The following is a 13,060-nucleotide window of genomic DNA, read 5'->3' on the forward strand; positions in this document are numbered from 1 at the left end:
CCTGTGCCCGCGGCGGGCCGCTGCTCGCGTTCGCCGGATTCGCCGGAATTCGGTGAATCGGCTATGAATTCCGGGGCCTGCTGCGGTGCCGATCGACGTTCCGCCCATTCAACGCACAAACTCGCGAGGGCCGTTTATGAATTCGGCATGCGCCGGACTCCACGCGCCGCCGGCTCGTGAACTGCTACTAAATGTGAGGTTTCGGCAATACGCTGATCCTCATGGCAGCCGAGAAGCGCGAACCCAAAGTCGTTGTCCTTGGTGGCGGTTCCTGGGGAACCACCGTGGCATCCATCTGCGCGCGCCGCGGCCCGACGCTGCAATGGGTGCGCTCCGAAGAGACCGCCAACGACATCAACTCCCATCACCGCAATGCGCGCTACCTCGGCAACGACGTGATCCTCAGCGAGACGCTGCGCGCCACCACCGACTTCGCCGAGGCGGCCAACTGCGCCGACGTCCTCGTCATGGGCGTGCCCTCGCACGGCTTTCGCGGCGTGCTCACCGAGCTGGGCAAGGAACTGCGGCCGTGGGTCCCGGTGGTGTCGTTGGTCAAGGGACTCGAACAGGGCACCAACATGCGGATGTCGCAGATCATCGAGGAGGTGCTGCCCGGCCATCCGGCCGGCATCCTGGCCGGGCCGAACATCGCCCGCGAGGTCGGCGAGGGCTACGCGGCCGCGGCGGTGCTGGCGATGCCCGACCAGCACCTGGCGACCCGGCTGTCGGGGCTGTTCCGCACCCGGCGGTTCCGCGTGTACACCACCGACGACGTGATCGGCGTGGAGATGGCGGGCGCGCTGAAGAACGTCTACGCCATTGCGGTCGGCATGAGCTACTCGATCGGCATCGGCGAGAACACCCGGGCGATGGTGATGGCCCGCGCGTTGCGCGAGATGACGAAGCTGGGGGTGGCACTGGGCGGGAACCCGGACACCTTCCCGGGTCTGGCCGGCCTGGGCGACCTCATCGTCACCTGTACCAGCCAGCGCAGCCGCAACCGGCACGTCGGCGAACAGCTCGGCGCGGGCAAGCCGATCGACGAGATCATCGAGTCGATGAACCAGGTCGCCGAGGGAGTCAAGGCGGCCAGCGTGATCATGGAATTCGCCGACGAATGCGGTCTGAGCATGCCGATCGCCCGGGAAGTCGACGGTGTGATCAACCACGGCTCCTCGGTGGAGCAGGCCTATTACGGCCTGATCGCCGAAGTCCCAGGTCACGAGGTGCACGGCTCCGGTTTCTGAGTCGATTAGGCAACCAACGGGTTACAAGAATCTTTGCGTTCTATATGTCCCCGGCGGGCTAGCTTGACCCGCGCTCGGCCGCGCCCATACCGTCAAACCAGGTAGCCAGGCGTTCCCGGTCACTCACCGTGGGCCGCCCTGGTGAAACTGCCTGTGCGCGAACAGGTTTACGGCGATGTTGACTTGTCGCAATTAAGGGACGGCGGGTAGCGGAACGTCCCCCCAAGACCTAACGAGGGAAGCGACAGATGCAACACACCGAACAACATCTCCAATCGAGCGGCACGCGGCCGCGAAGTGCCCGGCTGAGTTCGATCATCCGGCATGATTTGCCGTCGTCGCTGGTGGTTTTCCTGGTGGCGCTGCCCCTGTCGCTGGGCATCGCGATCGCCTCGAATGCGCCGGTGCTCGCCGGGCTGATCGCCGCGATCGTCGGCGGGATCATCGTCGGATTCCTCGGCGGATCACCCCTGCAGGTCAGTGGCCCGGCGGCCGGGCTGACCGTGGTGGTTGCCGGCCTGGTATCCGACTTCGGCTGGGCTGTAACGTGTTTCATCACTGTGGCCGCGGGCGTGCTCCAGGTTGTGTTGGGGCTGAGCCGGGTGGCGCGGGCCGCGTTGGCGATCTCACCCGTCGTCGTGCACGCAATGCTGGCCGGCATCGGCATCACCATCGCGCTGCAGCAGGCGCACGTCCTGCTGGGCGGCAAGTCGAAAAGCACTGCCTGGCACAACCTTATCGGCCTGCCGGGCCAAATCATCGGCGCGCACCGGCCCGGTGTCCTGCTCGGAGTTTTGGTCATCGTGATTCTGATTGTCTGGCGATGGGTGCCTGCCAAGCTGCGCGCTGTTCCGGGGCCGCTGGTCGCAATCGTTGCGGTGACGGTCATTTCGGTCGTGCTTCCGTTCAAGGTGCGCCGCATCGACCTCGACGGGTCGCCGCTGGATGCGCTGCAGCTGCCGCACCTTCCCGACGGCAACTGGGGCGCGATCGCGATCGGCGTCATCACGGTCGCGCTCATCGCCAGCGTCGAGAGCCTGTTGTCGGCGGTGTCCGTCGACCGGATGCACAACGGGCCGCGCACCGACTTCAACCGCGAGCTGATCGGGCAGGGCGCCGCCAACATCGTCTCGGGGGGCATCGGCGGCCTGCCAGTCACCGGCGTAATCGTGCGCAGCTCAACGAATGTCAATGCGGGTGCGAAATCCCGCGCCTCGGCGATCATGCACGGCCTGTGGATCCTGCTGTTCAGCATCCCGTTCGCCGGGCTGGTCGACTACATCCCGACCGCGGCGCTGGCCGGTCTGCTCATCGTCATCGGGGTTCAGCTGCTCAAGCCCGCCCACATCGAAACCGCACTGAAGCACGGCGATCTCGCCGTCTACGTCGTCACCGCCGTCTGCGTCGTCTTCCTCAACCTGCTGCACGGCGTGCTGATCGGGCTCGCCCTGGCCATCGTGCTGACCGGCTGGCGGGTGATCCGCGCGAAGGTCGACGCAACATCGACGGATGAGGGATGGCGGGTGACGGTCGAGGGTGCCGCGTGCACCTTCCTGGCGCTGCCGCGGCTGACGCGCGTCCTGTCGTCGATCCCGGCCGGCCAGCAGGTGACCGTCGTCATCTCGGTCAGCTATCTGGATCACGCCGCGCACCAGGCGATCACCGACTGGCAGCGGCAGTACGAGGCCACCGGTGGCACGGCGCGGATCCAGGGTGTGATCGAGACGGGCCATTTCGTGCGGCGGGCCGAGCACGACCTAGTCGAAGACGAGCGACCCGAGGCCGCCGCCTAGCGGGGCTCCCGGATCTACACGGATCGGAACTGCAGCGCGACGCCGTTCATGCAGTACCGCAAGCCGGTTGGTTGCGGACCGTCGTCGAAGACGTGGCCGAGGTGCCCGCCGCAGCGGCTGCAGAGCACCTCGGTACGTGACATGCCAAGGGTACTGTCCTGCCGCTCGAGGACAGCGTTGGGCAGGGCCTTCCAGAAGCTCGGCCAGCCGGTGCCACTGTCGAACTTGGTGGTGGACGAGAAGAGGTCCTGGGCGCAGCCCGCGCATCCGAAGATCCCCACGTTGTGCTGGCCGTTGAGCGGGCTGCTGTAGGGCGCCTCGGTAGAGCCCGTACGCAGCACGGCGTACTGCTGTGGGGTCAGAAGCTGTCGCCACTCCGCGTCGCTATGGGTGACGGCGAACGCATCGGTCGGAGCGCTCGGCGCACCGGCCGCCAGGGCCACGCCCCAGACTCCGCACCCGGCGAGCACGGCGATGGACGCCGTGCCGATCAGCATGCGCCGCCTGTTGACAGCGGGCCCCGGTGATGTCGCGGAGATCATGCTTGCCAGCGTAGGCCGTTCGCGGCTCCGCGTCAGCCTCGCGCCATCTCCTCGAGCCGGCGGATGCGATCCTCGATCGGCGGGTGGGTGGAAAACAGCGCCCCGATGCGCTCGCCCGCACGGAACGGGTTGGCGATCATCAGGTGTGCCTGGCTAGCCAGCTGCGGCTCCGGCGGCAACGGCGCCGCCTGCACACCGCCGGAAATCTTGCGCAGCGCCGACGCCAACGCCAACGGGTCGCCGGTCAGCATCGCGCCCGACTCGTCGGCCTGGTACTCCCGCGACCGCGATACGGCCAGCTTGACGACCGTGGCCGCGATCGGGCCGAGCAGCGAAACCAGCAGCAGCGCAAAGGGATTCTCGCCGTCGCGGTTGCCGCCGAACATACCGGCCCACATCGCCATGTTGGCCAGCGCGGTGATCACGCCCGCCAGCGCGCCCGCCACGCACGAGATCAGGATGTCGCGGTTATAGACGTGCGACAGCTCGTGGCCCAGCACGGCGCGCAGCTCACGCTCGTTGAGGAGGTCCAGGATGCCGGTGGTGCAGCAGACCGCGGCGTTGCGCGGGTTGCGGCCGGTGGCGAACGCATTGGGGGCGTTGGTGTCGCTGATGTACAACCGGGGCATCGGCTGGTGCGCGGAGGTGGCGAGCTCGCGCACGATCCGATAGATCATCGGCGCCTGCAGTTCGGAGACCGGCTGGGCGTGCATCGCCCGCAGCGCCAGCTTGTCGCTGTTGTAGTACGTGTAGACGTTCATGCCGACGGCGAACATCAACGCCAAGAACATCGCCGTCCTGCCGAACAGCGAGCCCACGAACACGATCATCGCGGACATCCCGGCCAACAGCAGGAACGTCTTCAGCTTGTTGGCATGCGGATGCCAGGTCATCGGTGTCCTCCTTGCAAGGACTCAGAGAACTCGTTCATTTCTGACTACTGTCAATTGAACGCCCCGGATGACCCTCCGGGTTCCGCAACTCGCTATCCGTGCCTGCTGACGGTGTAGTCGACCAGGGTTTCCAGCGCGTACCGGCCCGGCACGTCGGGCAATAGTTCCAGCTCAGCGCGGGCTTTGGCGGCGTATTGCGCCAGGAAGTCCTTGGCCTGGCCCATGCCCGCCGACGCGCGCAGCAGCGTCAGGGCCTCGGTCACCGCGTCGTCGTCCTCGACCGGCCCGGCCAGCAGCTCGCGCAGCCGGTCCCCTTCCGCGCCCGGCTCGCGCAGCGCGTAGACCATCGGCAGCGTGTGCACGCCTTCGCGGATGTCGGTGCCGGGCAGCTTGCCGGACTCATGCGAGTCGCTGTCGATGTCGATGATGTCGTCGGAGATCTGGAACGCGGTGCCCACGATGCCGCCCAGCCGGCTCAACCGGGCAACCGTCTCGAGGTCGGCACCGGAGAACATCGCGCCGAATTCGCCGGCCGCGGAGATCAGGCAGGCCGTCTTCTCGTACACCACCCTCAGGTAGTGCTCGATCGAGTCGACGCCCGCGGCCGCGCCACGGGTCTCGCGCATCTGCCCCGTCACCAACTGCGCGAAGGTCTCGGCGATGAGCCGCACCGCGTCCGGGCCCAGCCGCGACACCAACCGGGACGCCGTCGCGAACAGGTAGTCGCCGGCGAGGATCGCGACGTTGTTACCCCAGCGGACGTTGGCGGTCTCCGCGCCGCGACGCACGGCGGCCTCGTCCATCACGTCGTCGTGGTACAGCGTGGCCAGGTGCACCAATTCGATGACCGCGCCGGCGATCGTCACCTCGTCGGCGCCGGGGTTCGGCCCGATCTGCGCGGAGAGGACGGCGAACAACGGCCGGAACCGCTTACCGCCCGCCTTGAACAAATGGGTCAGGGAGTCGGTCATGATCGCGTCGGCGCTGCCCAGCTCTAAATCCATGAGCTGCTCGATCTTCTCGACGCCGTCTCGCACCGTTGCGGCAAACGCGGCGTCGCCGAAATCGAAGCCCGCCACCACCGTCGCCGGAGTCCTCACCCGACCAACATACTGGTGAGGGTGAACACTAAGGCGGACGTGGTGGTCGTGGGCGCCGGACCTGCCGGTTCGGCGGCGGCCGCCTGGGCGGCTCGCGCGGGCAACGACGTCCTCGTCATCGACTCGGCCAGTTTCCCGCGCGACAAACCGTGCGGCGACGGGCTGACGCCGCGCGCGGTGGCCGAACTGGAACGCCTGGGACTGGGCGACTGGCTGGACACTCGCATCCGGCATCGCGGGCTGCGGATGAGCGGCTTCGGCGGCCAGATCGAGGTGGATTGGCCCGGCCCGTCCTTCCCGTCCACCGGCAGCGCGGTGGCCCGCCTCGAGCTCGACGACCGGATCCGCAAGGTCGCCGAGGAAGCCGGAGCCCGCATGCTGCTCGGCAGCAAAGCCGTTGCCATCCAACATGACTCATCCAGGAGAGTGGTCTCGCTGACGCTGGCCGACGGCACCGAGGTCGGCTGCCGCCAGCTGATCGTCGCCGACGGCGCCCGTTCCCCGCTAGGCCGCAAGCTGGGCCGGCGCTGGCATCAGGAGACGGTGTACGGCGTCGCCGCCCGCGGGTACCTGGCGACGCCGCGCAGCGACGACCCGTGGCTGACCTCACACCTGGAGCTGCGCTCGCCCGACGGCGCCGTGCTGCCCGGCTACGGCTGGATTTTCCCGCTGGGCAACGGCGAGGTGAACATCGGCGTCGGCGCGCTGTCCACGTCGAAGCGGCCCGCCGACCTGGCCCTGCGGCCGCTGATCAACTACTACGCCGACCTGCGCCGCGACGAGTGGGGCTTCGCCGGGAAGCCCCGGGCGGTGTCGTCGGCGCTGCTGCCGATGGGCGGCGCGGTGTCCGGGGTGGCCGGCCCGAACTGGGTGCTGATCGGCGACGCGGCGGCCTGCGTGAACCCGCTGAACGGCGAGGGCATCGACTACGGGCTGGAGACCGGCCGGCTGGCCGCCGAGCTGCTGGACGCGCGCGACCTGTCGACGGTGTGGCCGTCGCTGCTGGAAGGGCATTACGGGCGGGGGTTCTCGGTCGCCCGGCGACTGGCGTTGCTGCTGACGTTCCAGCGCTTCCTGCCGACCACCGGGCCCGTCGCGATGCGGTCCACGACGTTGATGACGATCGCCGTGCGGGTGATGGCCAACCTGGTCACCGACGACGACGCCGACTGGGTGGCGCGGGCATGGCGCGGCGGCGGTCGGCTGTCCCGGCTCGTCGATCGCCGAAAACCCTTTAACTGAGCCAACTTTACCCACTTTCCTGCAAGACTGTCCGATATATCAACCTTGTTGACATATATCAGGCTCATTGCTATATCTGGAGCTATGAGTCAAGAAACTGATTTCCAGTTCGAATCGGCCTACCGCGGCGACTCCGCCGAGTTCGGCGAGGGGTCGCGTCCGCCATGGAGCATCGGCACCACACAGCCCGAGCTCTCGGCGCTGATCGATCAGGGCAAGTTCCACGGCGACGTGCTCGACGTGGGCTGCGGCGAAGGCGCCATCTCGCTGACGCTGGCCGAGCTCGGCCACACCACGGTGGGCCTCGACCTGTCGCCGACCGCGATCGAGCTGGCCCGCCGTGAGGCCGCGAAGTGGGGCCTGAACAGGGCCAGCTTCGAGGTCGGCGACATCAGCGATTTCACCGGATATGACGGCCGGTTCGGCACCATCGTGGACAGCACGCTCTTCCACTCCATCCCCGTCGAGGCGCGCGAGGGCTACCAGCGCTCGATCAGCCGGGCCGCCGCTCCCGGCGCCTCCTACTTCGCCCTCGTCTTCGACAAGGCCGGCGTACCGGGCGGCCCGATCAATGCCGTCACCGCCGACGAGCTGCGCGACGCGGTGTCCGAATATTGGGTCGTCGACGAGGTCCGGCCGGCCCGCATTTACGCCAAGCTGCCTGACAACGCACCGGAGATGCCGTTCGCCGGAGTGCGCGACGAAGACAATGGTCTGAAGTCCGTCAGCGCCTGGCTGCTGATCGCGCACCGGGACTGATCATCCGCGAGACCGAGTCATTGTCGAGGTGTATAGTCCGGCTAATGAGGGGTACCAAGCTGCTTACCAGTGCTGTCATGGCCGCGGCCGCAATTGGGCTGGCCGCGCCGGCACTGGCCGACCCAGCGAATCCGCCGATCCCGACGCCCAGGACGCCGTCGCCGCCCAGTGACTACGACGCGCCGTTCAAGAACACCGTCAACAGCTTCGGCATCTACCAGCCGCAGGACCAGCTCGCTTGGCTCGGCAAGATCACCTGCGACCGGTTGGGCCGGGGCGTGGACCACGACGCACGCCAGTCGGCCACCTTCATCCAGCGCAACCTGCCGCGGGGTACCACCGAGGGCCAGTCACTGCAGTTCCTCGGCGCGGCCGTCGACCACTACTGCCCCGACCAGGTCGGCGTAGTGCAGGCGGCGGGTAACCACTAAGCGCGAATTACCGCAGCGGCTTATGCGCGGCGTGTAACGCCACGATGCCGCCGGTCAGATTGCGCCACTGCACTCCGGTCCAGCCTGCCTGGGCGATCTGGTTCGCCAGCGTCGCCTGGTCCGGCCAGGCCCGGATGGATTCCGCGAGATACACGTAAGCCTCGGGGTTGCTCGACACCGCGGTCGCCACCCGGGGCAGCGCCTGCATCAGGTACTCCTTGTAGACCGTGGCGAACAGACCGTTGGTGGGCGTGGAGAATTCGCACACCACCAACCGCCCGCCGGGCCGGGTGACGCGGACCATTTCGCGCAACCCGGCCAGGGTGTCGACGACGTTGCGCAGCCCGAAGCTGATGGTGACCGCGTCGAAGACGCCGTCACCGAACGGCAGCTTGGTCGCGTCCCCGGCCACCTTCGGCACCTTGCGCGCACCACCGGCCGCGAGCATCCCGACCGAAAAGTCCGCCGCCACACACCATGCACCGGACTTGCCCAGCTCCACGGTGGACACCGCCGTGCCCGCGGCCAGGTCGAGCACCTTGTGCCCCGGCTTGATTCGCAGCGCCGAACGGGTGGCGCGGCGCCAATGACGATCCTGGCCCAGCGACAGCACGGTGTTGGTCAGGTCGTAGCGGCGAGCGACGCCGTCGAACATCGACGCAACATCACGGGGATCCTTGTCCAGCGCCGCACGACTCACAACCTGAACGCTACCTTGAGCCCCACGCGGGAATTCGGCGCCGGCGGATGCGTTGCACTTGCCCGTGAGCGAAAAAGTTTGGTTTATCACCGGTACATCGCGTGGATTCGGACGGTCCTGGGCGGTCGCGGCGCTGGAGCGCGGCGACAAGGTGGCCGCGACGGCGCGCAACACCGCCTCGCTGGACGACCTGGCCCAGAAATACGGCGACGCCCTGCTGCCGATCCAATTGGACGTGACCGATCGCGAGGCGGACTTCGCCGCGGTCAAGCACGCCCACGACCACTTCGGCCGGCTGGACATCGTCGTCAACAACGCCGGCTACGGGCACTTCGGGTTCGTCGAGGAACTCTCCGAGCGGGATGCCCGCGATCAGCTGGAGACCAATGTGTTCGGCGCGCTGTGGATCACCCAGGCCGCGCTGCCGTACCTGCGCGCGCAGCGCAGCGGGCACATCATTCAGGTGTCGTCGATCGGCGGCATCACCGCGTTCCCGTTAGTCGGCATCTACCACGCGTCGAAGTGGGCGCTGGAAGGCTTCTCGCAGGCGCTGGCTTTAGAGGTCGCGCCCTTCGGCGTGTACGTCACGCTGATCGAGCCGGGCGGCTTCGACACCGACTGGTCGGGGCCCTCGGCCAGACACTCCGACCCGCTGCCCGACTACGACGAGGTGCGCGCCGCGGTGCAAGCCGAGCGCAGCAAGCGATGGGCCAGCCCCGGCAATCCCGAGGCTTCGGCGGCCGCCCTGCTCAAGGTTGTGGATGCCGAAAACCCGCCGCTGCGCGTATTTTTCGGCGCCTCGCCGCTAGCGACGGCCAAGGCCGACTACGAGAGCCGGCTACGCAACTGGGAGCAGTGGCAGTCCGTCGCCGAGCTGGCGCAGGGCTGACCCGGCGGCGCTACGCGTAGCGCCGCAGCGAGGTGCGCGCCTTGACTCGCGCGTAGGGCGACTGCACGGCCCAGTAGTGGCCAAGCAACTCGTCGCAGATGGCCGGCCAGCTGCGCTCCAGCACACTGCGCCGCGCTGCCTGCGAATAGCGTTGGCGCTCTTCGAGCAAGTGCGCGACGGCGCCAGGCAGCCGCGACTCGAACTCGTTGACGGGCAATAGCAGCCCGGTGCGCCAAGGTGTTACCAAATCGCGTGGGCCGCCGGCGTCCGGAGCGACGACGGGCAGCCCCGAGGCCAGCGCTTCCTGCACCACCTGGCAGAACGTCTCGTGTTCTCCGGCGTGCACGAAAACGTCCATGCTGGCGTAGGCCGCGGCGAGCTCCTCACGATAAAGCGCGCCGGTGAAAATAGCTGAGGGCATTGCGGATTGGAGCTTCTCCCGGTCGACGCCGTCGCCGACGATGACGACCTGCACCGCACCGCCGGCCGCCAGCGTGGCGAGCCGTTCGACATGCTTCTCCGGCGCGAGGCGGCCGACGAATCCGACGATCGGCTTGTGGTCGGGCGACCAGCGCCGGCGCAGAGCCTCGTCGCGCGCCGACGGCGCAAAGCCGAGCATGTCGACGCCGCGCGCCCACTTGTGCACCCGCGGAAAGCCATGAGCGGCAAGTGATTCCACCGTTGCGGTGGAGGGCGCCAGGGTGCGGTCGGCGAGGCGGTGCAGGTTTCGGAACCACGCCCACGCCACCCGCGTCATCACCCCGATGCCGTAGCTTTCGGCGAAACCGGGCACGTCGGTTTGATACACCGCAACGGTCGGTACCCCGAGGTAGCGGGCGGCGTGCAGCCCGCCGTAGCCCAGCAGCGCCGGCGACGCGAGGTGCACCACGTCCGGATCGAACTTGCGCATTACCTTCAGCATTCGGGGCATGGGCACCCCGAGCGGCAGCGTGGTCACCTTGGGGAACATGCGCGACGGCACCCGATGCACCGGGACCCCGTCGTGCATGCGGTCCGCGCGGGGCTCGCCCGGCGGGTTGTCAGGAGCGATGACGAGAGCCTCGTGACCGTTTCGGCGTAGATGCTCGAGCACTCGTAGCACCGAGTTACTGACACCATTGACATGCGGGAGGAATGATTCTGCGACGATCGCAACGCGCACACCACTACGGTGGCAGCGTTGGCTGTCGCTAAGGTTGCCGACGGGCATACAGGGCGCGAAATCTCCTGGTCAACAAGCTATGAACTTTCGGTGGCCACATTCTTGACCTCGGCGCGCCGGTCCAGTCGTTTGTCCAGCAGCGCCAGTCCTACCAGCGTAATCACCGCGACCAGCCACGCAACCACCGCGATGGACCCCGCCGGGATGATCGCCAGCCCCGCGGTCCGGTGCTGCACCCGGACCAGGTTCGGGTTGTTCTTGTTGTATTCGACGTATATCCGCATGCCCGTGGATAATTCGGACGGATATAACACACCGAGCTCGGGGCGGTAGGTCACCCGCTCGGGTGTGACGAATTCAATAGTGGAGCGGCGCGGCCCGGCGCTGAGCACCTCGGCCTGCGCCACACCCTTATTCCGTTGAATCGCAAGGTCGTCGCGCCAGGCACCCGCGACGAGCAAAACGGACTGCAGCGTGATCAACCCCGTGACGATCAGCACCATGATTCGCACCCACCGCAACACTGCCCGGGGCCGGGTGTCCAGCGGTTCATCGCTGCGGCCGTGGATCAAGAGGCGCAGCAATGCCTTTGGCGATCTCACAGGGCGGCTCTGATGGAGGCGTGCAATTGCCGCAGCGAGGAGCGGTCTGCCTTGACCTCCAATACCCGCATGCCCGTAGTGGATTCGTTGAGCGCGGCGTCCAGCTCGCCGACCTCGATCTGTCGGCTCTCCACGTGGTAGGCGCGACACAGCGCGCCCACATCCACGTCGTGCGGGGTGCCGAAGACTCGCGACGACACGTCGGAAAACCTCGGGTCTCCCTGCTCCAGCAATTCGAAGATGCCGCCGCCGTTGTCGTTGGACACCACGATGGTCAGGTGCTTCGGCGTGGGCTCGGTGGGGCCGATCAGCAGCCCCGAGCTGTCGTGGACGAAGGTCAGGTCACCGATCAGCGCGATGGTGCGCGCCGGACTGCCCGAAGTGCCGGTGCGCTCGTGGGCCAGCGCCGCCCCGATCGCGGTCGACACGGTGCCGTCGATGCCGGCGACGCCCCGATTGGACCGGACCTTGATGCCGTCGGTGGACAGGCCGACCAGCGCGGCGTCGCGAACCGGGTTGGACGCGCCGAGCACCAGCTGGTCGCCGATCCGCAGCGCGTCGGCCACGGCGGCCGCGACGTGCAGGCCGGTGGTCAGCGGGTGGGCCGCCAGCTGGTCGCGGACCGCGGCGAGCGCGTGGCCATTCAGCTCCGCGCACCGCCGCAGCCACGCCGGATCGGGCGTGCCGGAGGTGATCACGCGGGTGCCGGTGGCCTGCGAGTTGCCCGACACGTCCGGCCAGCGCGGCCCGGTGGTGAGCGCGTACACCGGCACCTGCGGGTCGGCCAGCAGCGCGGACACCGGGCGGTGCAGGGTCGGGCGGCCGAGCATTATCACCTGCTTCGGGCGCAGCAACGGCAGCGCCAGCGGGTGCAGCGGGTTACCCCCCGATGGCGGGTAGGGCGCGGTCGGTTCGGCCACGGTCGGCAGCTGGGTCAGGTTGGGATGCACGCCCGCGCCATGCCCCGCGATGACGACGGTGTCGACGGACACGTCGATGTCCAGCGGCTGGTCGAACGTGACCGGTGGCGTGTACGTCCACGGCTTGCCGTCGGGGCGTCCCGGCGGGATCGCCACGCCGTGCGGTTCGGGGTCCGGCACCAGGGGCTCGCGCAGCGGGATGTCGAAGTGCACCGGGCCGGCGTTGGCGGAGCGAGAACCCATGGCGGCGGCCAACACTCGGCAGGTGGCCGATCGCCAGGTGGCGTTGAGCGCATCCAGCCGCTCGGGTGAGTCCTCGGCCAGGCCCAGGCTGATGGTGGCCCGGACCTGGGTGCCGAAGTAGCCGAGCTGTTCCATGGTCTGGTTGGCGCCGGTGCCGAGCAGTTCGTAGGGCCGGTTGGCGGACAACACAATCAACGGCACCCGCGCGTAGTTGGCCTCGACGACGGCCGGCCCGAGATTGGCCACGGCGGTGCCGGACGTCATCGCGATGCAGACCGGCGCGCCCGCGGCAATGGCCAGGCCGATGGCCAGATATCCCGCGGTGCGCTCGTCGATGCGCACGTGCAACCGGACCCGCCCCTCGCGGTCGGCATCCTGCAACGCGAAGGCCAGCGGCGCGTTCCGCGAGCCGGGACACAGCACGACGTCCCGGACGCCGCCGCGAATCAGCTCGTCAACGACAATGCGGGCCTGCGTCGTCGACGGGTTCATGTCTACAGGGTGTCACAGCGGGGTTTGTGGCCATCGAACGTGGAG

13 protein-coding genes are annotated in these 13,060 nt (G+C 68.1%); 6 read left to right on the forward strand and 7 right to left on the reverse strand.

The window, feature by feature from the left end; genetic code table 11:
• The first annotated feature begins 221 nt into the window (after window positions 1–221).
• Together MRAB57_RS03850 and MRAB57_RS03855 are read left to right on the forward strand one after the other, a co-directional pair.
• A complete protein-coding gene (locus tag MRAB57_RS03850; protein ID WP_077086379.1) occupies window positions 222–1,247 on the forward strand; it encodes an NAD(P)H-dependent glycerol-3-phosphate dehydrogenase in 1,026 nt (341 codons plus the stop codon).
• 248 nt (window positions 1,248–1,495) lie between these two features.
• Window positions 1,496–3,040, forward strand: coding sequence for a SulP family inorganic anion transporter (locus MRAB57_RS03855; RefSeq protein ID WP_077086380.1), 1,545 nt, complete (start codon window positions 1,496–1,498; stop codon window positions 3,038–3,040).
• 14 nt (window positions 3,041–3,054) lie between these two features.
• Here MRAB57_RS03855 and msrB read toward each other — a convergent pair whose 3' ends face one another.
• The 3 genes from msrB to grcC1 form a co-directional block, all read right to left on the reverse strand.
• Window positions 3,055–3,582 (reverse strand): peptide-methionine (R)-S-oxide reductase MsrB, encoded by a 528-nt coding sequence (gene msrB, locus MRAB57_RS03860; RefSeq protein WP_077086381.1) that lies wholly within the window; start codon window positions 3,580–3,582, stop codon window positions 3,055–3,057.
• A 32-nt stretch (window positions 3,583–3,614) separates the two neighbouring features.
• Window positions 3,615–4,475 carry a zinc metalloprotease HtpX gene (htpX, locus tag MRAB57_RS03865; protein WP_077086382.1) on the reverse strand — a complete coding sequence of 287 codons (861 nt, stop codon included), beginning with the start codon at window positions 4,473–4,475 and terminating at the stop codon, window positions 3,615–3,617.
• A gap of 92 nt (window positions 4,476–4,567) precedes the next feature.
• Window positions 4,568–5,575, reverse strand: a complete 1,008-nt coding sequence (grcC1, locus tag MRAB57_RS03870; protein WP_077086383.1) for a nonaprenyl/(2E,6E)-farnesyl/geranylgeranyl diphosphat synthase — start codon at window positions 5,573–5,575, stop codon at window positions 4,568–4,570.
• A 21-nt stretch (window positions 5,576–5,596) separates the two neighbouring features.
• Between grcC1 and menJ the strand changes: the two genes are divergently transcribed.
• The 3 genes from menJ to MRAB57_RS03885 all read left to right on the forward strand — a co-directional run bounded on the left by menJ (window position 5,597) and on the right by MRAB57_RS03885 (window position 8,007).
• The gene (gene menJ, locus MRAB57_RS03875) at window positions 5,597–6,817 is read left to right on the forward strand and encodes a menaquinone reductase (protein ID WP_425436665.1); all 1,221 of its coding nucleotides are present in this window, start codon (window positions 5,597–5,599) and stop codon (window positions 6,815–6,817) included.
• A gap of 84 nt (window positions 6,818–6,901) precedes the next feature.
• Complete coding sequence (locus MRAB57_RS03880) at window positions 6,902–7,576, forward strand: class I SAM-dependent methyltransferase (protein WP_077086385.1); 675 nt, start codon at window positions 6,902–6,904, stop codon at window positions 7,574–7,576.
• A gap of 44 nt (window positions 7,577–7,620) precedes the next feature.
• On the forward strand, window positions 7,621–8,007 hold the full coding sequence (locus MRAB57_RS03885; protein ID WP_077086386.1) for a DUF732 domain-containing protein: 387 nt from the start codon (window positions 7,621–7,623) through the stop codon (window positions 8,005–8,007).
• A gap of 7 nt (window positions 8,008–8,014) precedes the next feature.
• On the opposite strand, the gene MRAB57_RS03890 is transcribed toward MRAB57_RS03885, so the two are convergent.
• Entirely contained in the window at window positions 8,015–8,707 is a 693-nt protein-coding gene (locus tag MRAB57_RS03890) for a demethylmenaquinone methyltransferase (protein ID WP_077086387.1), read from the reverse strand.
• A gap of 64 nt (window positions 8,708–8,771) precedes the next feature.
• On the opposite strand from MRAB57_RS03890, the gene MRAB57_RS03895 reads away from it, so the two are divergent.
• On the forward strand, window positions 8,772–9,596 hold the full coding sequence (locus MRAB57_RS03895; RefSeq protein ID WP_077086388.1) for an SDR family oxidoreductase: 825 nt from the start codon (window positions 8,772–8,774) through the stop codon (window positions 9,594–9,596).
• Window positions 9,597–9,606: 10 nt separating this feature from the next.
• On the opposite strand, the gene MRAB57_RS03900 is transcribed toward MRAB57_RS03895, so the two are convergent.
• The 3 genes from MRAB57_RS03900 to menD all read right to left on the reverse strand — a co-directional run bounded on the left by MRAB57_RS03900 (window position 9,607) and on the right by menD (window position 13,015).
• The gene (locus MRAB57_RS03900; protein WP_077086389.1) at window positions 9,607–10,758 is read right to left on the reverse strand and encodes a glycosyltransferase family 4 protein; all 1,152 of its coding nucleotides are present in this window, start codon (window positions 10,756–10,758) and stop codon (window positions 9,607–9,609) included.
• A 77-nt stretch (window positions 10,759–10,835) separates the two neighbouring features.
• Entirely contained in the window at window positions 10,836–11,360 is a 525-nt protein-coding gene (locus MRAB57_RS03905) for a DUF3592 domain-containing protein (RefSeq protein ID WP_077086390.1), read from the reverse strand.
• The gene (gene menD / locus MRAB57_RS03910; protein ID WP_077086391.1) at window positions 11,357–13,015 is read right to left on the reverse strand and encodes a 2-succinyl-5-enolpyruvyl-6-hydroxy-3-cyclohexene-1-carboxylic-acid synthase; all 1,659 of its coding nucleotides are present in this window, start codon (window positions 13,013–13,015) and stop codon (window positions 11,357–11,359) included. Before menD ends, MRAB57_RS03905 begins: the two co-directional genes overlap by 4 nt.
• Window positions 13,016–13,060 lie beyond the last annotated feature (45 nt).

Source organism: Mycobacterium rhizamassiliense (assembly GCF_900157375.1).
Lineage (GTDB): Bacteria > Actinomycetota > Actinomycetes > Mycobacteriales > Mycobacteriaceae > Mycobacterium > Mycobacterium rhizamassiliense.

What these genes read in the sequence shown, in the direction of transcription:
- MRAB57_RS03850 (WP_077086379.1), top strand. Translation starts at nt 222, where the DNA reads ATGGCAGCCGAGAAGCGCGAACCCAAAGTCGTTGTCCTTGGTGGCGGT.
- MRAB57_RS03855 (WP_077086380.1), top strand. Translation starts at nt 1,496, where the DNA reads ATGCAACACACCGAACAACATCTCCAATCGAGCGGCACGCGGCCGCGA.
- msrB (WP_077086381.1), bottom strand. Translation starts at nt 3,582, where the DNA reads ATGATCTCCGCGACATCACCGGGGCCCGCTGTCAACAGGCGGCGCATG.
- htpX (WP_077086382.1), bottom strand. Translation starts at nt 4,475, where the DNA reads ATGACCTGGCATCCGCATGCCAACAAGCTGAAGACGTTCCTGCTGTTG.
- MRAB57_RS03880 (WP_077086385.1), top strand. Translation starts at nt 6,902, where the DNA reads ATGAGTCAAGAAACTGATTTCCAGTTCGAATCGGCCTACCGCGGCGAC.
- MRAB57_RS03885 (WP_077086386.1), top strand. Translation starts at nt 7,621, where the DNA reads ATGAGGGGTACCAAGCTGCTTACCAGTGCTGTCATGGCCGCGGCCGCA.
- menD (WP_077086391.1), bottom strand. Translation starts at nt 13,015, where the DNA reads ATGAACCCGTCGACGACGCAGGCCCGCATTGTCGTTGACGAGCTGATT.